19 protein-coding genes and 1 pseudogene are annotated in these 20289 nt (G+C 66.9%); 9 read left to right on the forward strand and 11 right to left on the reverse strand.

The features are described 5' to 3' along the window. Nucleotides 1–110: 110 nt before the first annotated feature. Complete coding sequence (locus tag BMZ79_RS28640; protein WP_090647281.1) at nt 111–743, reverse strand: TetR/AcrR family transcriptional regulator; 633 nt, start codon at nt 741–743, stop codon at nt 111–113. A gap of 169 nt (nt 744–912) precedes the next feature. Here BMZ79_RS28640 and BMZ79_RS28645 point away from each other — a divergent pair, with 169 nt between their 5' ends. From BMZ79_RS28645 to BMZ79_RS28660, 4 genes are all read left to right on the forward strand, one after another. Beyond that, nucleotides 913–1272 carry a DoxX family protein gene (locus BMZ79_RS28645; protein WP_256253200.1) on the forward strand — a complete coding sequence of 120 codons (360 nt, stop codon included), beginning with the start codon at nt 913–915 and terminating at the stop codon, nt 1270–1272. Between the two features lie 164 nt (nt 1273–1436). Then, nucleotides 1437–1883 carry a VOC family protein gene (locus BMZ79_RS34555; RefSeq protein ID WP_177222395.1) on the forward strand — a complete coding sequence of 149 codons (447 nt, stop codon included), beginning with the start codon at nt 1437–1439 and terminating at the stop codon, nt 1881–1883. A gap of 108 nt (nt 1884–1991) precedes the next feature. Next, nucleotides 1992–2699 carry a histidine phosphatase family protein gene (locus BMZ79_RS28655; protein ID WP_090647283.1) on the forward strand — a complete coding sequence of 236 codons (708 nt, stop codon included), beginning with the start codon at nt 1992–1994 and terminating at the stop codon, nt 2697–2699. A 156-nt stretch (nt 2700–2855) separates the two neighbouring features. Beyond that, on the forward strand, nt 2856–4667 hold the full coding sequence (locus BMZ79_RS28660; RefSeq protein WP_090647286.1) for an S-layer homology domain-containing protein: 1812 nt from the start codon (nt 2856–2858) through the stop codon (nt 4665–4667). A gap of 275 nt (nt 4668–4942) precedes the next feature. Here BMZ79_RS28660 and BMZ79_RS28665 read toward each other — a convergent pair whose 3' ends face one another. From BMZ79_RS28665 to BMZ79_RS28675, 3 genes are all read right to left on the reverse strand, one after another. Beyond that, nucleotides 4943–5929: an aldo/keto reductase gene (locus BMZ79_RS28665; protein ID WP_090647289.1), complete on the reverse strand. Its 987-nt coding sequence runs from the start codon at nt 5927–5929 to the stop codon at nt 4943–4945. A 282-nt stretch (nt 5930–6211) separates the two neighbouring features. Further along, the gene (locus BMZ79_RS28670; protein WP_177222396.1) at nt 6212–8521 is read right to left on the reverse strand and encodes a glycoside hydrolase family 3 N-terminal domain-containing protein; all 2310 of its coding nucleotides are present in this window, start codon (nt 8519–8521) and stop codon (nt 6212–6214) included. 267 nt (nt 8522–8788) lie between these two features. After that, nucleotides 8789–9169, reverse strand: coding sequence for a hypothetical protein (locus BMZ79_RS28675; protein WP_090647294.1), 381 nt, complete (start codon nt 9167–9169; stop codon nt 8789–8791). Between the two features lie 161 nt (nt 9170–9330). Between BMZ79_RS28675 and BMZ79_RS28680 the strand changes: the two genes are divergently transcribed. After that, nucleotides 9331–9654, forward strand: coding sequence for a 2Fe-2S iron-sulfur cluster-binding protein (locus BMZ79_RS28680; protein ID WP_090647297.1), 324 nt, complete (start codon nt 9331–9333; stop codon nt 9652–9654). Between the two features lie 120 nt (nt 9655–9774). On the opposite strand, the gene BMZ79_RS28685 is transcribed toward BMZ79_RS28680, so the two are convergent. Further along, entirely contained in the window at nt 9775–10611 is an 837-nt protein-coding gene (locus BMZ79_RS28685; RefSeq protein WP_090647299.1) for an RMD1 family protein, read from the reverse strand. A 185-nt stretch (nt 10612–10796) separates the two neighbouring features. Between BMZ79_RS28685 and BMZ79_RS28690 the strand changes: the two genes are divergently transcribed. Beyond that, a complete protein-coding gene (locus tag BMZ79_RS28690; RefSeq protein WP_090647302.1) occupies nt 10797–12230 on the forward strand; it encodes a cytochrome P450 in 1434 nt (477 codons plus the stop codon). 94 nt (nt 12231–12324) lie between these two features. On the opposite strand, the gene BMZ79_RS28695 is transcribed toward BMZ79_RS28690, so the two are convergent. Beyond that, on the reverse strand, nt 12325–13032 hold the full coding sequence (locus tag BMZ79_RS28695) for a tyrosine-protein phosphatase (protein ID WP_090647304.1): 708 nt from the start codon (nt 13030–13032) through the stop codon (nt 12325–12327). 242 nt (nt 13033–13274) lie between these two features. On the opposite strand from BMZ79_RS28695, the pseudogene BMZ79_RS28700 reads away from it, so the two are divergent. Together BMZ79_RS28700 and BMZ79_RS28705 are read left to right on the forward strand one after the other, a co-directional pair. Further along, nucleotides 13275–13451 (forward strand): annotated as a pseudogene (locus BMZ79_RS28700) (alpha/beta fold hydrolase); the annotation flags it as partial. A gap of 25 nt (nt 13452–13476) precedes the next feature. Beyond that, nucleotides 13477–14463 (forward strand): sensor domain-containing diguanylate cyclase, encoded by a 987-nt coding sequence (locus tag BMZ79_RS28705; protein ID WP_090647307.1) that lies wholly within the window; start codon nt 13477–13479, stop codon nt 14461–14463. An 85-nt stretch (nt 14464–14548) separates the two neighbouring features. On the opposite strand, the gene BMZ79_RS28710 is transcribed toward BMZ79_RS28705, so the two are convergent. The 5 genes from BMZ79_RS28710 to BMZ79_RS28730 form a co-directional block, all read right to left on the reverse strand. Continuing rightward, complete coding sequence (locus BMZ79_RS28710; RefSeq protein ID WP_090647485.1) at nt 14549–15424, reverse strand: AraC family transcriptional regulator; 876 nt, start codon at nt 15422–15424, stop codon at nt 14549–14551. Nucleotides 15425–15531: 107 nt separating this feature from the next. Then, complete coding sequence (locus BMZ79_RS28715; protein ID WP_090647310.1) at nt 15532–16053, reverse strand: DinB family protein; 522 nt, start codon at nt 16051–16053, stop codon at nt 15532–15534. A gap of 182 nt (nt 16054–16235) precedes the next feature. After that, nucleotides 16236–17138 carry an aldo/keto reductase gene (locus BMZ79_RS28720; RefSeq protein ID WP_090647313.1) on the reverse strand — a complete coding sequence of 301 codons (903 nt, stop codon included), beginning with the start codon at nt 17136–17138 and terminating at the stop codon, nt 16236–16238. Nucleotides 17139–17193: 55 nt separating this feature from the next. Continuing rightward, nucleotides 17194–17892 carry a M50 family metallopeptidase gene (locus tag BMZ79_RS28725; RefSeq protein ID WP_090647315.1) on the reverse strand — a complete coding sequence of 233 codons (699 nt, stop codon included), beginning with the start codon at nt 17890–17892 and terminating at the stop codon, nt 17194–17196. A gap of 95 nt (nt 17893–17987) precedes the next feature. Next, nucleotides 17988–18605, reverse strand: a complete 618-nt coding sequence (locus BMZ79_RS28730; RefSeq protein WP_090647318.1) for a hypothetical protein — start codon at nt 18603–18605, stop codon at nt 17988–17990. Between the two features lie 189 nt (nt 18606–18794). Between BMZ79_RS28730 and BMZ79_RS28735 the strand changes: the two genes are divergently transcribed. Then, on the forward strand, nt 18795–20249 hold the full coding sequence (locus BMZ79_RS28735; protein ID WP_090647320.1) for a serine hydrolase domain-containing protein: 1455 nt from the start codon (nt 18795–18797) through the stop codon (nt 20247–20249). The last annotated feature ends 40 nt before the right edge of the window (nt 20250–20289 follow it).

Here is a 20289-nt window from a genome sequence, read left to right on the forward strand (position 1 = left end):
TGTCCGCTCATGTACGGTACTACGTACCGCTCTTACGGCAATATGGCCGTTTGTCCGCTCATGTACGGTACCACCACCGCTCTTGCACCGTTCACCGCACAAGCAGCCGGCTAATCGCTCCCGCCGACCGCCTCTACACCGCGGGGTGCCGCCATGCCGATGTCCGCGAACACGTGCGCGAGGGCGGTCAGCGACGTTTCCGCCAGCTCGGCCGGCGGCACGCGGCGTCCGTCCGCGTTCCACGCGTACGCGAGGCCGTAGATGCTCCAGGCGAGCATCGTCGACACCGCGCACGCCGTCGCCTCGTCGAAGCCGGCCGGCCGGCGCGCGTCCCATTGCCGCATCAGCTGGAACAGCACTTCCTGCAGCAGCGCTTTGACTTTCTTCTCCAGCAGCGGGCCCGTCGCCTCGTAGTTCTTGAGGCAATGCGTGCTGAGGTCGCGGTGGAACTCGCACACCGTCACGACGATGCTTGCCAGCGACGAACGGCTGAATTCGGCGTGGCACTGCAGCTTCCCTTGAATGCCTTCCCAGAACATCGTCGTCAGCGTCGCGTCCATCAGCTCGTACTTATCCGCGTAATGCGCGTAGAACGTCGCGCGGTTGATCGTCGCCCGTTCCGTGATGTCGCCGACCGTAATGTCCTTGAGATCCTTCGTCTGGATGAGCGACCGGAACGCGTCCAGGATGAGCTGCCGCGTACGCAGCACCCGCGGGTCCGGCTTCTCCTCTTGCGGCTGCATGTGGTTCCCCCTTCTTGGCCCTTCGGGGCCGACTTATTCTACACTATCGCGATGTTGTTGCCTAAGCGACTAAACCGCCGGATTGATGGTTGTTCGGAAGACTGCTTTATTTTATCATAACTTACGCAACAGTTGTTGCTTACTTATTTATAGAGAGGGGATTGCCATCATGGCTATCGTCATCGAAATTTTACTCGCGCTCGCGTTCCTCGGATCGGGCCTCAGCAAGGCCGCCGGCGCCAAAATGCAAGTCGAAAGCTTCAACAAGCTCGGCCTGCCGCAATGGTTCCGCGTCGTGACGGGACTGCTGCAGCTGGTTGCGGTCGCCGGCCTCGTCGTCGGCTTCTGGTACGCGAGCTGGTCACCTTGGGCGGCCATCGGGCTCGCGTTCATCATGGTGTGCGGCGTGATCGCCCACATCCGCGCGAGGGACGCGTTCGGCCAAATGGCGCCCGCCCTCGTGCTGGCGATTCTGGCGATCGTGCTCGCCTGCCTGCAAGGTTCCGATCTGGGCAATTTCCCGAACTGAACCGGCGCCCGCCTCAGGCAAACGCTCATCCATCGGAAAGCCGCTCCGCCCAGGGGCGGCTTTTTGCATGCCCGCGAAGGAAATTGACGCGGATCCGTCTATGCCCGTCCCCGCTATGCTATCCTGAGGAGGAGGATACCGAAAATTCTACGGAGGTGCTTCCCGTGATTTCCAATCGATCCGTACCCGTAAACGCAATCCTGCCCCACGTGTATTACGAAGACGTCGCCGCGGCGCTGACCTGGCTGCGGGATGCGTTCGGCTTCGAAGAGCAGTACCGCTTCAGCCTGCCCGACGGAACGGTGCACGGCGCGCTCGTCCGCCTGGGCGAGGCGCACGTGATGCTGAAGAGCTTGACCCGTGGCGCGACAAGCCCCGCCCGCATCGGCGGCTATACGCAGAACGTCATGTTGTTCGTCGAGGAGATCGACGCGCACTTCGCGCGCGCCGAAGCGGCCGGCGCGCGCATCGCGGAGCCGCCGAACGATACGGAATACGGCGAGCGGCAGTATGTCGCGGAGGATCCCGAGGGGCATCCGTGGATGTTCGCCAAGCATGTGCGGGACGTAGCCCCGGAAGCGTGGGGAGCGGTAATCGCCGGCAACGGCTGACCTTTTCGCGCCAACGCGCCGCTATTCCCGCGCGGCGTTCCCGAGCGATGCGTGCCATCATGCCCGCCGGAAGCGCTGCCACTACGATTTGCGGAGGCTGAACGAACCATGAAATTGTATATCATTCGCCACGCGGAACCGGACTACCCCAACCATACGATTACGCCGCCCGGCCGCTTGGAAGCGAAGGCATTGGCCGAACGGCTGTCCGGCACGCGCATCGACCGCCTGTTCTGCTCCCCGCTCGGCCGCGCGCGGGACACGATGCAGTATACCGCGGACGCGATCGGGCTCCTTCCCGTCGTTCTGCCATGGACGGCCGAGCTGGACGGATGGCAGGTCACCGAGCCGTCCGGGCGGTCGGTCGTCGCCTGGAACGCCGATCATACCTGGGTGCGGGAGCAGCGGCCGTATCCGTCGAGCAGCGATTGGCACGAGCGGCCGCCGTTCGACGATCCCGCCTTCAAGGCGAACTACGAGCGGCTGCAGGCGGACTCCGATGCTTTCATGCGCGGGTTCGGCTATGCGCGCGTAGACGGCCGGTACCGGATCGTCGAACAAAACCGGGAAGCGGTCGCCGTCTTCTGTCACCTCGGCTTCGGCCTGGCCTGGCTGTCCCACCTGCTCGAGCTGCCGCTCTCCATGGTCTGGTCCGGCTTCTGGATTGCCCCGAGCTCGGTGACGACCGTCGTCATGGAAGAGCGCGGGCACGGCTGGGCCGCGCCGCGCTGCTACGGCGTCGGCGACGTCGGGCATCTGTACCGCGCCGGGCTGCCGGTCAGCCGGGCCGGGTTGTTCGCGGACAACGCGGACTGACGCGGCGGCGAGAACGCCAAAAAAACGCGCCCTGCTTGATGCGATGCGTCAAGCGGGGCGCGTTTTGCCTATTCATTATGCGCTATTCATTATGCGCTATTCGTTATGCGCCATTCGCTATGCGCTAGCCGCTCCGCGCAGGATATCCTGGACGGCATGCGTTCGGGCCAATCGTTCTCCGTCTTCGGCGATCTGATCGACGCCCTGGACTTCCGCATCGCGGACGGCGACGCGAATGCCGGGATGGGCGGGAACCTGCAGGCAACCGAAGGGGACAAGCTGACGCTCACGATCAAGTTCAAGAGCCCCGAGACGAATCATTACGAATCCCCGATCGACAGCGGGCAATCCGCCGGCGCAAAGCCGGCCGGCGACCACGTCGACTTGATCGCGGGGGACGTGACGGGACCGGCCGAGAAGGGAACGGCGGCCTACGACAAGGATACGAACGACTCGACCCGCGTCGTCGCCACGTTCACGAGCGAGGATTGGACGACGGACGCGAACGGCTACAACGTCATCACGTACGAGCTGCCGCGCGCGAGCAAGGATCAGTACTTCCGCCTGCGGGGCACGAACCTCGGCGCGAACGTGCCGGGCGAGACGCAGGACGGCAATCCGCTGATCGATCCGAAAACGACGACGGAGGACCCGGCGGCCCGCTTTAACGAGATTAACGATCGCAATTACAAAGACCTGTGGTTCTATTCCAACCCGATCTTCGTCGATAGCGCCGCCTACAGCGACGAGCAGGCCGTCGCGGATACGCTCGGCACGCTGACGCTCGGCGACGTCGGCGCGGTGACGGCCGATCTTACGCTGCCCGCCGAGGGCGAGCACGGCGCGTCGATCGCCTGGGAAGAGACGGCCGACAGCGCGAACGCCGTCGCGATCGAGAACGGCGTCGCCAAGGTGACCCGTCCGGGCGCGGGGCAGTCCGACGCGACCGTGACGCTGAAGGCGTCGGTATCGCGCGGAACGGCGTCGGAGACCAAGACCTTCGCCGTCACGGTCAAGGCGCTGCCGTCCACCCCGAGCAGCCCGCCGCCGGCAACGCCGGACGAGCCCGAGACGCCGGCAACGTCCGTGACCGTCGACGTCGATCCCGCCAAGGGCGCCGAAGGCAGCCTGAAGGACGTCGTCGCCTTCAAGGTACCGGCAGGCGCCGTCGCGTCCGGCGGCAAGGTCGGCGCGCGCGTCATGGCCGCCGCCGAGCAGCCGCCGCTCGGCAACCTGCATGCGCTCGGCCCGATCGTCGAGCTGACGAGCACCGCGGGCGCCGCGTTCGGCAAGCCGGTGGAGCTGACGTTTAACTACGCGAAGGATTCGGCTCTTCAGCCGGCCGTCTACTATTACAACGACACGCTCAAGAAATGGATCTTCCTCGGCGGCAAAGCCGGCGGCGCGACCATCACGGCCGCCGCGAAGCATGCCGCGGCCTTCGGGGTGTTCGGCTACGCGCCCCAAACGTTCGCGGATCTGGGCGCCTCGCGGGCCAAGCCGTACGCCGACCGGCTGATCGGCCTCGGCGCCGTCTCCGGCTACGAGGACGGCACGTTCCGTCCCGAGCGCGCGGTCACCCGCGCCGAGTGGGTGAAGCTGCTCGCGGACGCGCTCAGCCTTCCGGCCGCGGCGGGAACGACCGGCTTCGCCGACGCCGGCTACGTGACCGGCTTCGCCGCAAGCGGCGGCTCCGTCTTCCAGGCTTCGCAGCGCATCACGCGCGCGGAAATCGCCGTCATGGCCGCGCGCGTCCTGAAGGCCGCCGGCGTCGCCCCGGGCGGCGCGGGCAAGACGTTCGCCGACGCGGCGGGCATCCCGGCCTGGGCCGCGGAAGCGATCGGCCAAGCCGCGTCCGCGGGCATCGTCGACGGCTATCCGGACGGCGCCTTCCGGCCGGACGGCACGTTGACGCGCGCGGAGGCCGCGAAGATCGTTTACACGCTGCTGGACGCGCTGAATATTTAACGGCGCTGAACGTTTAGGCAGGCAACGAAAAGACCCTCCGCGCAGGAGGGTCTTTTTGCGTTGGCGCTAGTTTTTTCGCTGCTGCTTGCTATTGCCGTTTACCGGTTGCTGGTTGTCATTGCTATTTACCGGTTGCTGTTTGCCGTTGCTGTTTACCGCTCGCCGTTGCCGTTCGCCGCTGCCGTCGCCCGCCTATGTTGCTTGCATCATCCGGCACTCGGCCGGTTGCCGTCACGGCGACGCGCCGCCGGCTTGCATGCCCGCGCCCCGCCAGCCTACCGGTTGACGGTCCGCATGCCCGCTTCCGGGTACCGCGTGCCGGCCGCGGCGCCCTTCGGCGCCGTCTCCTCGATGCGCGCGAGGTCCGCGTCCGTCAGCCGCACCGCGAGCGCGCCGGCGTTCTCCTCCAGGTACTTCACGCGCTTCGTGCCCGGAATCGGCGTGATATCGCCGCCCTGCGCGAGCAGCCAGGCCAGCGCCAGCTGCGACGGCTCGCAAGCCTTCTCGGCGGCGATCTCCTTGATCCGGTCGACGAGCGCCAGGTTCTTCGCGAAGTTCTCGCCTTGGAAGCGCGGGGACAAGCGGCGGTAGTCGTCCTCCGCCAAATCCTCGAACGACCGGATCTGGCCGGTCAGGAAGCCGCGCCCGAGCGGGCTGTACGGCACGAAGCCGATGCCGAGCTCGCGGCAGAGCGGCAGAATCTCGTCCTCCACGTCGCGGCTCCACAGCGAATATTCCGTCTGCAGCGCCGCGATCGGATGAACGGCATGGGCCCGGCGGATCGTCGCCGGCGCCGCCTCGGACAAGCCGAGATACCGTACCTTGCCTTCGCGGACCAGCTCGGCCATCGCGCCGACCGTCTCTTCGATCGGCGTGTCGGGATCGACCCGGTGCTGGTAATAGAGGTCGATATGATCGACTCCGAGCCGCCGCAGGCTCGCTTCGCAAGCGGACCGGACATAGTCCGGCTTGCCGCTGATGCCGAGGCTCCTGCCGCTCGCGTCGCGCACGTTGCCGAACTTCGTCGCGAGCGTCACCTCGCCGCGGCGTCCCCGGATCGCCCGGCCGACAAGCTCCTCGTTCCGTCCGACGCCGTACATGTCCGCCGTGTCGAGGAACGTGACGCCGAGCTCCAATGCCCGGTGAATCGTGCGGAGCGATTCGTCGTCGTCCCGTCCGCCGTAAAAGTCCGACATCCCCATGCAGCCCAGCCCCAGTGCCGATACCGTCAATCCTTCCTTGCCAAGCGTACGCTTTTCCATGCCGCCGCATCCTCCTTCGGTTTGGGTTTTGCCTTGTCCGGTTGCCGTATAGGAATAGTTTACCTCTCCCACCGCCCTCGCGCAAAGCGCCGCCCGCCCCGCGGACCGTTTTTACAATAACTACACGGCCGAATGAACAAACGCCGTAGCCGCAGCCCCCAGCCCGAACAGGCCGAAGCGCACCCGGAACGGTGCGGCTTCCGCCGATTTCGTTTAGCGCCTTAATCGTTAACGTCGTATCGGCCGGGGCTTGAAGGCGGACGCCCTCGTGCCGCTTGCCGGTCAAGTCGCCGCCACGGGCAGCGTGCCCGCCGGCTCCAGCAGCCCGAGCAGCGCTTTGACGCCCGCCGCCGTATTGGGCTCCTGCTTCCCGTACAGCGCCAGGCCGGATTTTACGTTCTTCAGATGCAACAGCTCGTACGGATTGCCCAGCGACAACAGCGCGTACCGCTTCCCGCGCGCGTTCAATTCGTCGATGAGGGCCTGGTAATCGGCCCAGCCGAACTGGCTGGCGTTATTGCGGAACTGATAGGAAGCCGCGATGACGTAATCCGCGCCGTCGATCGCCGCCCGAAGGCCGGCCGCGCCGCCCGCTCCCCTCACCGCGGTCTCGATTCGCAGAGACAGCTCCGGATTCGCTGCCGCCAGTTGACGCTTCAACTGCCCGGCCAGTTCTTCGTCGGCCGCGGCGATCAGCACCCGGTCCCCCGGACGAACGGCGTCGGGCCGCTTCCCGTCGCGGCCAGCCAAGAGCGTGACCGCGCGCTCCGCGATTTCCCGTTCGGCTTCGCGGTGCGGCGCGGAGCCGACGACGGTTCGCACGGCCGCCAGCTTCGCGGACAGGCTCTCGCCGCCGCGCTCGAACAGCCCGTACCGGTCCTTCAGCGCCAGGATCCGCTTGACCGCCGCATGGATCGTCTTACGCGGAACGGAGCCGTCCTTGACCGCGTCGACCAGCGTTTGCCGGGCGGCGGCCGGGTCCTGCGGCATTAGGATGATGTCCACGCCCGCCGCGACCGCGCGCTTGACCGCGTTCGCCTCGCCGAAATGCTCCGCGATTCCCTGCATCGTGAAGGCGTCGGAGATCACGACGCCCTTGAAGCCGAGCTCCTCCCGCAGCAGCCCGGTCAGCACTTTCTTCGATAGCGTCGCCGGTACGGGAACCTCGGTTCCGTCCTTCGCGGAGACGACCCGCTCGTCGTCGATGGCCGGGAACGCGATGTGCGCGGTCATGATCATCTCTACGCCGCCCTCGATCGCGGCCCGGAACGGCTTAAGCTCGACCGCTTCCAGCCGGTCGCGGCCGTACGGCAGCACCGGCAAGCTCAGGTGGGAATCGACCGCCGTGTCGCCATGCCCCGGAAAATGCTTCACCGCCGCGACGACCCCCGCTTCCCGCAGCCCTTTGATCGACGCGAGACCGAGGCGCGCCACCAGGTCCGGGTCCGACCCGAACGACCGCATGCCGATGATCGGATTATCCGGGTTGCGGTTCACGTCCAGGTCCGGGGCGAAGTTCAGCTGCAGCCCGAGCGCCCTCAGCTCCTCGCCCGTCAGCTTGCCCGCCGCCTCCGCCAGCGCCGCGTCGCCCGTCGCGCCCAGAGCCATCTGCCCGGGGAGATTCGTGCCGCCGGGAATCCGCTTGATCACGCCGCCTTCCTGGTCCGCGCCGAGGAACAGCGGAATGTCCCCCGCCTCCGCCTGCAGCTGATGCGCGAAGGTCGCGACCTGCTCCGCATTGACGATGTTTTTATCGAACAGAATGAATCCGCCCGGCGACTGCTCGCGAACGATCGCCTTCAGACCGTCGTGCACGGTCGTGGTCGGTTGGCCGTTCCGCATCCGGATATCCGGCATCAGCATCTGGCCGGCCTGCTCCCTGACGGTCATGTAGGAAATCAGCTTGTCCCAATCCTTCGCCCGGATCGCCGCCTCCCGCTCGAACCGGATCACCCGGGTCAGGAAGACCGCGTATTCCGCGCGCGTCACCGGCCGGTCGGGGCGGTACGTGCCGTCCGCATAGCCGCCGATGAGGCCATTGGAGCTTAAGGCGCGAATCGGCGCCGCCGCCCAGTGCGACCCGGTATCCGATGGCTCGGCCGTGCCCTCGCCCGGCTGAAGCGCATAGGCCCGGGCAAGGAAGGCCGCGGTCTCCGCGCGGCTGACCGGCGCGTCGGGGCGGAAGGAGCCGTCCGGGAATCCGCCGGCCAGCCCCTTGGCCGAGGCGACGGCGATTTCGCGGTAGAACGGGTGCGTCGGCGGTACGTCCGCGTAGGCCGGATCCTTCTCCGGCACTTCGTCCGAATAGAGCTCCCGCGCCATGAACGCCACCGCCTGCGCGCGGGTCACCGCCCCGTCCGGCTTGAATTGCCCGCCGCCGTAGCCGGCCACCGTCCCCCGGTCCGCCAAGTAGGCGATGCTGTCCGCCGCCCACTGCGCATGCCGCAGATCGGAGAACCGCTCCTCCGCGCCGGCGCTCCCCGCCCACAGGAAGACTGCGCCCAGAATCCCCGCGGCCATGCCGGTCGCCGCTTGCTTGATGCTCGATTGCTTGATGTTCGCTTGCTTGATGCTCGCTTGCTTGCTAGGCACTTGCTTCAACTCCCGATTCTCTAAATTCCCCATCTTAGACGCCCAGGAATTGAAAAAGTTGTTGTTCGGCTGGAAATTAGCCGCGGCGCATGGCAAAAGAGACCGCGGCCATTCGGCCGCGGCCCGCTTCGTTCGGCGGCTTGGGGCCGCCCGGCGTTCCGTTTCTTCCGTATACTCAAATCGCCCGTCGCCTCGCATCGCCCCGTCGTATCCGGCTTCCGCGCCGGGCTCAAGCCATCCGGCCGTAACGAGCCTGGCGCGGCCGCCTTACATCGCCCCCGACTCCCGCACGATGCGGTCCGCCTCTTCGTAGTCCGCTTCCTCCACGATCGCCACGAGCATGATGTCCCGGCCGGTGACCCGGTTGTCCGGCCCGCCCGAGCCGTAGCCGCTCGCGCTGACGCTGGCCGCCGCGAGAATGCCCGCGTCGAGGCTGTCGAAGTCGCCGCCGAGCGTCAAATTGCCGAGCCCCTTGAAATCGCCGGTTATCGTCCCGCCGAGCCGGTCCAGGCTCTGGTAGCCCGGGCCCGCGTAGCCGTCGATCCGCTCGATCGCGTAATCGACCAGCTTCAGCGGCTTCAGCCGCTCCACCGCTTCCTTCGCCTGATCGGGCGTGTTGAAATACGCGAATACCGATCTTTCCGCCATACCGCCTGCTCCCTCCGCTTGTCCGTTTGTTGGCATGTCGTGCCAATATCGCCACTAGTGTGTTCCGCCTCTTGAGGAACTATGCGCGGGCATGGTTTAATGGACAAGCAATCCGGTGAATAGTGACAATGAGAACAAGCCAAATCGAGGAGGAATCACTCATGCCAACGGTACAAATCGAAGGCCGCGAGGCCGTAACGGCCGCGGACGGCCAAAAGCTCGTCCTGGCGCTGGAGGACGGCGGCGTCGACGTGCTGCACCGCTGCGGCGGCAATGCTCGCTGCACGACGTGCGCGGTCGAGGTCGTCGACGGCAGCGCCGGCGAGATCGGCGAAGCGGAAGCGACGGTTCGCGGCAACAAGGGCATCACGGATCCGGCGATCCGCCTGTCCTGCCAAATCCGCGTGCACGGCGACTTGACGGTCAAGCTGATCAAGACCGTCGAATCGACGGGACTGGACGCGGGGCCGCGGCCGCAGGACTAATTCCGTCCGCGGGGAAGAAACGGAGAAAGCCCGGAGCGCCGCTTGCGGCATTCCGGGCTTCTTCGTCATGCCGGCAGGGCCCGTCCGGCCGAAGCCTATCGGCTGAACGCCCGGCCGAGCCTACGGCAGCACGCCCACGATCTGCAGGACCGAGAGGATGACCTCGATCACGATCAGCGCGACCACGATCCACTCCACGAAGAGGCCCCGGATCGAATGGCTGATCGTCGAGAAGCCCTCCATGAGGTGATAGAGCACCTCCGTCTTGCTTTTCATGATCTTGTACCGGTCGTTCAGCTCGAAGAACTCCAGCATCCGGTCGTAGAATTCCCCGGCGCTGCTGCTTGCCCACGTAATGTCGGGCTTATCCAAAATCATGATGTACGCGAGCGTGTTGTACTCGTGGCGGATGATGTTGGCGGTCGTGCGGGCCAGCTCCTTGTTGCCGATCCGCAGCCGGCCCTTCTCCAGCCGGTCGATCATGGTTTCGAGCCGGTCGTGGATCTTGCCGAGCTGCTCCTCGATCTTCTCGAGGGCGACCGACTTGGCGAGCACGGTGGCGATCAGCTCCGGGTGGAACGCCTCGTATTCCGGCACGACGACGTATTCGTCCGTCAGCTCGAAATGGTCGGCTTCGCCGGTATGCAGGCTGTAATCGTCGGCATACCGGTCCCGCTGCTCGATGTCGATCTCGGGCTCGAAGGTGCGCACGTACGCGAGGAACCGCGCGATGTCGCCCGGGTGCGCCCGATTGACGAAGACGACGCTCCCGAAGGAGAACACGAGCACCTGCTGCGCGTCGTCCGTCTTCTTCCGCACGATCTGCTGCAGGGTCTCCCCTTTCAGCACGAGCGGCTGCTCCCAGGTGTATTTCTTCGGGATGCCGCAGTGGATGGCGATTTTGTTCAAGTCGATCTCGTTCGCGACCGCGTAGGCTTTGAACGTAATGGCCGTCATGTATCGGATCACTCTTTCCCGGACAAGCGTTTAATGTAGCCTATGCTTCCATTCTTCCCGATTATGCGCCTCTTTAGCGGCAAACGGCGGCCGCCGTTTGAAGCCGCTTCGCCAAACGTGCTAGACTCAGGGGACAAGAACCGCCGTTCGAGAGAAGCGGCCGCCCGAAGGAGGCGTTACCCCATATGACGCGCGTCGTCGATATTCCCTCGTCCCGCGTATCGAATTTTTTCCGGTTCCAGCGGGACCCGCTCGGCTTCCTGGTCGACGCCCTGCCGCTCGGCGACGTCGTGTCGCTGCGGACCAGCTCGTTCCAGCCGACGTTCATCGTCAATGCGCCGGCATTCGTCCAGGAGCTCCTCGTGCACCAGGAGGACAAGCTGCGCAAGGGCCGGAGCGCCGGCGTGCTGCGGCGCACGATCGGCGACGGCCTCCTGACCGCGGACCGGACCGCGCACCGCCGGCAGAAGCGGTATTTGACGCCGGTGTTCTACAAGGAGCGGATCAACGCCTACGCCGAGACCGTCCTCGCCGAGACTCGGAAGGCCGCGGAGTCGCTGCGCGAAGGCGTGCCGGTGCCGATGCACGACGTCATGATGCAGCTGACGCTCGAAGTCATCGCGAAGACGATGTTCCGCACCGAAGTGGAGGCGGACAAAGCCGCGCTCGCGGACGCCGTCGACGTGACGATCCGGCGCACGGCCGCCACGATCTTCTCGCCGGTCATTCTCCCGTTCGGCTGGCCGACGCCGGGCAACCTGGCCCATCGCCGCGCGATCCGCACGCTCGAAACGATGATCTACGGCGCCATCGCCGCCGCCCGGCGCTCGCCGGACGCGTACGCGGACAGCCTGCTCGGCCTGCTGCTCGATACGAAGGACGAGGACGGCGAACCGATCGCGGACGAGGAGATCCGCGACCAAATGATGACGATGCTGCTCGCCGGCCACGAGACGACGGCCAACGCGCTCGTCTGGGCTTGGTACGCGCTGGAGCGCGCGCCCGAGGCCGCCGCCGCGCTGCGCCGCGAGCTGGACGCGGTGCGCCTCCGCGAGCGCGAGCGCGGCGCGGCTCTGCCGGCGGGCGAGCTGTACCGGGAGCTGCCGAATGCGCGGCACGTCATCCAGGAGACGCTCCGGCTGTATCCGCCGGCGTGGGCGATCCTGCGCGAAGCGGATCGCGGGCTCGAGATGCTGGGCGACCGGTTCCCGACCCGAAGCAGCTTCCTGATCAGCCCGTACGCGATTCACCGCAACGACGCGGTGTTCGGCGACGCCGCGGCGTTCCGGCCGGACCGGTTCGCGGACGGAGGTGCGTCGAGCTGGGCGCGCTTCGCCTACTTCCCGTTCGGGGGCGGCTCGCGCGGCTGCATCGGCTCGCAGTTCGCGCTGATGGAGGCGGTGCTGATTCTCGCCGCGCTGGCGGAACGCTTCGAATTCGCCTCCGCGCCGGGACAGGGCGACGCCGTGCCGGAGCCGCTCGTCTCGCTGCGGATCAAGGGCGGGCGCATGATGATTCCGCGCCGCCGGACCGCGGCCGGGCGCGCGGCGGGGGCCGAAGCTTCCGCGCCGGAACGGCCGGAGGCGGAAGCGGCCGGCGGCTCCGCGCCGGCGCCGTAAAAGCGGGAAAGGCCGGGAGAACGGCGCGCATGCGCGCCGTTCTCCCGGCCTTTCTTTCGTTCCTCGCTCTCGGCCTTTCTTCGCGCTCCCGCGCTTACGCTTCGAGAATGCTCCGCATCCGCGCCTCCAGCTCGGCCCGCGCCCCCGCGCCGGCCAGCTCCTCGAACACCGCCATGCCCGCGCTCAAGTTCGGCTTCCGGGTCACGTTATGGGCGTCGGTCGCGAGCGTGTGCGCGCGGCCGTCCAGGATCAGCTTGCGGCCGTACTCCCGCGCCTCCGCGCCGAAGTTGCCGACCAGGCTGTCCGCGGACACCTGCGTCCAGATGCCCTGCTCGATCAGCGCCGGCAGCAGCTCCGGATTCTCGCGGAAGAAGAAATGCCGCTCCGGGTGCGCGAGCACCGGCGTCACGCCCGCGTCCAGCAGCCGCGCGATAATCGCCGGCGTGTCCGGATCGTAATCCGTCCAGCGCTCCTCCATGAGCAGGAATTTCGCCGGCCCGCCCAAATAAGCGAAGCTGCCCCGGGCGGCGTGCCGCTCGACGAACGCCTTGCTCTCGATCCGCAGCTCGTTCCCCGGATGCAGACGGATCGCGACGCGCTGCCGGTCCAGCTCCGCCTGCAGCTCGTCCAGCTTCCGCCGCATCGTGTCCGCCGTCGTCATGTAGACGCTGTTGAAATGCGGGGTGACGACGATGTCCCGGATGCCGTCCTCGTACGCGATGCGGGCCATCGCGACCGCCTCCGCCAGATCCTTCGCGCCGTCGTCCACGCCGGGCAGTATATGACAATGAATATCGATCATTTCGGTTCCCCCGCTCTTCCGTTTTTCCCATCGTAGCAAAGGCTCCCGCTATCGGCAACGGACGGGCGGCCGCGCAAAACGGACGATTCCGGCGTGCGAAGGAGATCGGCGCGGCATGCCGGGCCGTCTCGCTTGCTGGCGAAGGCGACTCTCGCGGCGAACGATGGATTCGCTCGCCAAACGCGGATTTTCCGCTAAAATACGAGATAAGCGGCATGCCAAATCATGGCGAAATTTGCCGAACGCTCAACCTGCAGTGCGCCGACGACAGCATCGCGCCGGCCGAGGTCGGCGATTATTTGCACGCGCGCCTGAAGAACAGCCGGCTCACGCACATGGCCGCGCGGGGGCACTACCCGCATCTCAGCCATCCCGAGGAAACGACCCGCCTGATCAAAGCCTACCTGGCCAGCGCCTAGAGAACGGGAGGAAGTCACGAGCGCCATGGATCGCCAACTGGACCGCGCCCCTTGCGGATACGTCTCGCTCTCCGACAAGGGCATCATTCAATCGATCAATCAAACCCTGCTGGACATGCTTAGCCTCGAGCGCGGCGACTTGGCCGGCCGCCATATCGAAACCGCGATGTCGGTCACGAACAAGCTGTTCTTTCATACGTATTTCTACCCGTACATCCGGCTGTACGGACAGGTCGACGAGATGTACCTATCGCTTCGCGCGAGCGGCGGCGAGGACATCCCCGTGCTGCTGAACGGCGCGCGCCAGGAGCGCGGCGGGGAGGCGTTCATCGACTGCGTCCTCGTCCCGATGCGCAAGCGGATCGAATACGAGCGGGACATGCTGCGGACGAAAACCCGGCTCGAGGAGCTGTACCGGGCAACGTACGAGGCGAACCGGGAGCTCGAGCGGCTGCAGGCGGAATACGAACGCAAGCAGCGGGAGCTGCTGCAGGTCAACGAGCGGCTGGAGGCGATGGCGTCGACCGATCCGCTGACGGGACTGAAGAACCGGCGGTTCTTCCAAGACCGCCTGCAGGCGGAGCTGGACGCCTGCCGGGACAGCGGCCGAACGTTCTCGCTGCTGCTCCTCGACATCGACCGCTTCAAGCGCGTGAACGATACGCACGGGCATCCCGTCGGGGACTTGATCCTGACGAAGCTGGCCGAGCTGCTGCGGTCGCTCTCGCGGGAAGGCGACGTCATCGCCCGGTTCGGCGGCGAGGAATTCGTCGCGCTGCTGCCGGGCGCCGGCGAAGCGCAGGCCGTCCTGGCCGCGGAGGCGTACCGCGCCGCGGCGGCCGCGGCAACAATGGACGGCTACCGGATCACGGTCAGCGTCGGCGCGGCGACCGGCTTGCCGGAGGACACGGACCGCACCCTCGTCCGGAAAGCCGACGTCGCGCTCTACGCGTCCAAGAGCGCCGGGCGGAACCGCGCCACCCACGCCGCGCGGCTGCCCAGAGAGGACTGACGTCCATGGATGTCGGGCCGAATCGCCATACGCGCAAAAGAAGAGCATCCGAAGCGTCGGCCGCCCCTGGATGCTCTTCCTTGTTTCATGCTTGCGGCGCCTGCTTCTTCCGCACCGGAATCCATATTTCGCTCCGGTACGCCGGCGACGTCGTGTCCTTCCCTTCGTTCCACAGCATCTCCGGTCCCGGCACCAGCTCGTACGCCGCCGACGGCAGCCATTCCGAATAGATGCGCCCCCAGACCTCCTGAAGCGTCTCCGGAAACTTCCCGACGGCCTCGAATACCGCCCAGTCCGAAGCGGCCACCTCCAGCCGCGCCATGCCGTCCGGCGCCGGCTCCGTGGTCGCGGCGCCGATATAGTGATCCAGGCCGCCGCGCTCCTCCATCCGGTCCTCCGAAAAATTCGCCGACGCGCTGATCAACCCCCGCGGCTCGACGTTCGACACGGCCTTCAGCGCCGAGATCGTCGCCATGTCCAAGCTTTGCCACATCGCCGCGATGTCCGGATTGACCCCTTCGAACACGACCGCCACCCGCTTCATGATGCCCACGATGCGGAATGCGTCCTTTTCCACGATCCGATAATTCATTTCGCTGCCTCCCCGCACCGTTAACTGGAAGGAAATCGGCGAGTAAGCCTTCACCGTGCCGGCGCCGCCCCGCGCCTCCGACGGCGTGACGCCGTGCAACTGCTGGAACGCCCGCGCGAACGCGTCCGGCGAGCCGTACCCGTACTTGAGCGCCACGTCGATGACCTTCACGCCGCCGCCCCGCAGCTCGAACGCCGCCAGCGTCAAGCGTCTCCGGCGAATGTATTCCGACAGCGGAAGGCCCGCCAGGAACGAGAACATCCGCAGAAACTGGTACTCCGAGCAGTACGCCCGCCGCGCCGCTTCCTTCACGTCGATCTCGTCCGCCAGGCGCTCCTCGATGTAGCGCAGCGCGCCGTTCATGTTCATCGGCTGCTCCACCCTGCCGCCTCCTTCCTTCCCAGATTAACAGGCTTCGTCCGCGGCCATCCGACATTCCTTGCCCGATCGTGACGGGTCGCGGACGGGAGCGTCCTTTATTTCTTCAAAATCCCCAGAAACGCCGTCCACGGCCCGACGTCCGCGCGGTACCGCTCGGCCATGACCCGGACGATTTGGGCGATATGCGTCAGATCGTGCACGACCCACGCCGACAGCAGCTCCCGCGCCTTCACCGCGCCGAACGACGGATGCCGCCCCGTCCGCTCCAAGTCGCGTTCGGGGTCGAGCAGCGTCCTCAGCTTGGCGAGGTTCTCCGCGCGCGCCGCCTGAAATTCCGCCAGCTTCCGCGCCAGCGACTGCTCGCCCCGGCCCAGATGGGCGAACCGGTCGAAGGGCGGAAACGGCTTGCTTTCTCCCTCCTCCAGCAGAAACGCCAGCCGCGGCAGCCAATTCGTGCGCTCGCCCTCGATGAGATGGTCGACCACCTCCGCGGGGCTCCACGTGCCCTCGCCCTCGTTGCTCCTCAGCCAGCCCTCCGACAGCCCGGACAGCCACGCCTCCAGCGTGCGCGGGGTGCGCTCCAGCACCTCGACCGCTTCCTCCAGCTTGAAATTCATCGTCCCGCTCCTCTCCCTCCTGTTTCCCTGCCGCGCATAAAAGGGGCCGCACAGCCCGCATGCCCTCGCTGTATCAGCCCCCTGCCCGCGTATTCGTTCCGCCTAGCCCGCGCCCGTTCTCCTTGCGCCGCAGCCGCCCGGACCTTCCGTCCCGGCGAAACGCGAACCCCCGCAGCCCCGCCCTAGCGGTGCAGGCGGTACCGGTTCGCCTTGCTCATGCCGCGGATCGCCTCCGCTTCCGCTTCCGTCAGCGGAGGCGCGTCCGCCGCGGCCAGGTTCTGCAGCAGCTGCTCGCGCGAGCTGGCGCCCGGCACGGCGGCCGCCACGACCGGCTGGCCAAGCGTGAAGCGGATCGCCAGCTGCGTCAGACCGCGGCCCTCCGCCTCCAGCGTCCCGAGCCCGGCGCGGAGCGCTTCCAGCTCCGCCGGCTCGTAGTCGGGCACGCCCTTGGACGGCTGCCGGCCGGCCGCCAGCGCGCCGCTCGCGAGCGGTCCGCGCGCGATGACGCCGATGCCCTTCTCCGCCAGCAGCGGGAAGACCGTCTCTTCGCCCCGCCGGTCGACGATGCTGTACGGGTTCATCACGCTGGCGATGCCGGACCGCGCGGCATATTCGCGAATGACGTTCGGACGGATCGACGAGATGCCGTACGCCCGGATGACGCCTTCCGCCTTCAGCTGCTCGAACGCTTCGATCGTCTCGTCGATCGGATCGTCGATCGTGCCCCCGTGCAGCTGGTACAGATCGATGTAGTCCGTGCCGAGCCGGCGCAGGCTGTCCTTCGCCGCCGCCAAAATATACGCCTTCGACGGGTCCCATGCCCAGCCGTCCTGACCCGGCACGCGCCGGTTGCCGACCTTCGTCGCCAGCACGACCCGGTCGCGGCGGCCGCGGATCGCCTTGCCGACGAGCTCCTCGTTGCGCCCGCCGTCGTAGAGATCGGCGGTGTCGAGCAGGTTGACGCCCCGCTCGAGCGCCTCGTGAAGGATGGCGGCCGCCGTCCGCTCCTCCGTGCCGAGCGACATGCAGCCGAGGCCGATCTCGCCGACGAGCAGCCCGGAACGGCCGATTTCGTTCATCTTCATGAATGTTCACGCTCCTTTAAGTCGATGTGGGAGAAAGCGAAAATACCGGGCCAGGCTAGGAGGACAGCTGCCGCGGGAACGCGGCGCCCCCGCCTTTGCCTCTGCCGCGCCAGAGCACCGTCCGGGCGCTGACGAAGCCGAACGCGCAGGCCTGGACCAGGAAGAAGAAGCCCCAAAACGCGGTCGGCAGCACCGTGTCCCTGCCCAGGTTCGCCGCGTCTCCGGCGCCCGCCGGCGCGTACAGGCTGAGCCACAAAATCGCGAAGCTGCTCGACACGGATTCGGCCAGCACGAACACGAACAGACCGATCGCCAAAGCGGTAGTCCAGCTGCCTCTCCGCCAGAGCGCGAAGGCCAGCAGGACGGTGAAGACGAGCAGCCAGCCGATGCCGAACGGATTGCGCACCCAGAGCAGCGCGTTGACGACCGCGAGGACGAGGAAGAGCCACAGGATGACGGCATGCTTGCGCCTCGCGCAAAGCACGGCGAGCAGCAGGGCGAACAAGGACGAGCCGACGTAGCCCGCGAGACTCGTCACCACGGAGGCCAGCTTGCTCGGCAGCGCCGTGTACGTGACGCCTTCGGTATTGGCGTACAGCTGGATCTGGCCGACCTGTCCTTTCATCGCCAGCGACGTCAGGGCATGGGCCGACTCGTGCACGAGCGTGTTGGCGATTTTGAAGAAAAGGCCGACGAACGGCAGATGAATGACGATCAGCGCCACGACAATGTAACCGGCGAATTTCCAGTTCATGCGTCAGCTCCGTTCCGCTTGGTTTTTCTCCCATTATAGCACGCGGGCGCGGGCAAAGCCGCCGGACCGCGGACCGGGAAGCGCCGGTCCCGCCGCTATACCCGCAGCGTCGCCGCCCGCACGATCGCCGCCGCCGCCCGTTCCCGCCGCTCCGGATCGTCGCTGCGCAGCGCCGCCTTCAGCACGTCCAGCGCTTCGCGCAGCGTCGCTTCGTCGACGAGCGGCGAGCCCTCCGCCGCGGACGGAGGCGACAGCAGCCGCTCCAGCTCCTCGCGGGCGACGGAACGCCCGAAGAGCCCGGTCTCCCCGTCCTCGCCGAGGAATGCCGCCAGCTCCGGATGCAGCTGGCCGCGCTCCAGCCGGCGCAGCCACGTCACGCCGCGCCGGTGCCCGCTCCGCTCCTCGGCATTATCGAATTCCTCAAGGTAATAGTAGTCGCCGAGGTCGCCGAGATACAGCCGTTCCCCGTCGCCGGCCACGACGTAATCCCCGTCCTCGAGCGCATGCGCGAAATTCCAGTGCTCCTCCAGCCGGCGCTCCAGCTCGCGCCCGTCCAAGCCGTGCGCCTGCCGCAGCTTCGCCTGCAGCTCCGACCGGCCGACCAGCCCCAGATCGCCTAAGCCGGGCAGGCCGCAGCTGACGTAATGGCTATTCAGAAAATCCGGCAGCCCGCGGCTTCCCTCTTGCCCGGCCGTCACCCGATACAATCGCATATCCCCAAATCCCTCCCGAAGTCCGCTTTACACGTTTACCCTATTACGATAACATTCTTGCTAGAAACCGCAAACGAACCGTCCCCTCACCGTTCTCGCGCGTACTGCCGACCGTCGCACCTGCTTTATGCAACCGCATTCATGCCGTTTGACCCGCTCGACACTATTCGTTTTGGGAGGAATCGGACCATGGAACACCAAACACGTCTGCCAAGATCGACGCCGGAGGCGGCGGGCATCGCGCCGCAAGCGATCCTCGGCTTCCTGGACGCCATTCGGGACCGGAAGCTGGAGCTGCATAGCTTCATGCTGCTTCGCCGCGGACAAGTCGCCGCCGAAGGCTGGTGGGCGCCGTACAAGCCGGAATACCCGCATATGCTGTTCTCGCTGAGCAAAAGCTTCACGTCGACGGCGATCGGCTTCGCGGCCGCGGAGGGGCTGTTGACGGTGAACGACCCGGTCGTCGGCTTCTTTCCGGACGAGGCGCCGGAAACGGTATCGGACAACCTCGCCGCGATGCAGATCCGGCATCTGCTCATGATGGGCACGGGCCATGCCGCGGACGTGACCGGAAGCCTGCGCAAGGACGAGAACTGGGTCCGCGGGTTCCTGGCGGAACCGGTCGATCACGAACCGGGCACGCATTTCGCGTACAACAGCGCGGCGACGTACATGCTGTCCGCCATCCTGCGCAAGGTCACGGGCCAATCGCTGCTCGCGTACCTGAAGCCGCGCCTGTTCGCGCCGCTCGGGCTGACCGAGGGCACGTGGGAGACGTGTCCGCGCGGCATCGCGGTCGGCGGCTGGGGCCTGAACGTCACGACCGAGGACATCGCCAAGTTCGGCCAGCTGTACCTGCAGCGCGGCGTCTGGGAAGGCGAGCAAATCCTGCCGGCGGCGTGGATCGACGAGGCGACGAGCTTCCAGATCGACAACGACGACGGCCGGGCCAACGACTGGACGCAGGGCTACGGCTACCAATTCTGGCGCTGCCGCCACGGCGCGTACCGCGGCGACGGCGCGTTCGGCCAATTCTGCGTCGTCCTGCCGGAGCAGGAGGCGGTGCTCGCGATCACGTCCGGCGTCGCCGACATGCAGGCCGTGCTGGACGCCGTCTGGGCCGAGCTGCTGCCGGCGCTGTCGGCGGACGCCGCTCCCGTGCCGGACGCCGCGGCGCAAGCGGCGCTGGAGGAACGGCTCGCGGCGCTGCGGCTCGACCCGCCGCAGGCCGAAGCGTCCTCGCCGGCCGAAGCGCGGCTGGACGGGAGGGTCTTCCGCCTCGAGCCGAACGAGCTGCGCCTCGATTCGCTCGCGGTGCGCTTCTCGGAGCACGGCGCGGAGCTCGCGATCGGCAACGACGAGCTCGGCGAGCAGACGGCGAAGCTCGGACGCGGCGCGTGGGAAGCGAGCCGCCTGCGCTTCGGAGACGTGAAGCAGGGCGCCGAGCAGCGCGTCGAAGGGAGCTTCGCGTGGCGGAACGACGATACGCTCGACATCCGGCTGATGCTCGTGGAGACGCCGTTCACGTACGCGCTCGCCTGCCGGCTGGACGGCGACGCGCTCGAGCTGACGTTCGCGGCGAACGTCGGCTGGGACCCGGACAAGGTGCTGACGATCCGCGGCCAAGCCGCCGCGCTGGCGTAAGCCTGCGGACGGCCAAATCAAAACAAGGACAACCCGGATG

Source organism: Paenibacillus sp. UNC496MF (genome assembly GCF_900113915.1).
Taxonomy (GTDB): Bacteria; Bacillota; Bacilli; order Paenibacillales; family Paenibacillaceae; genus Paenibacillus_Z; species Paenibacillus_Z artemisiicola.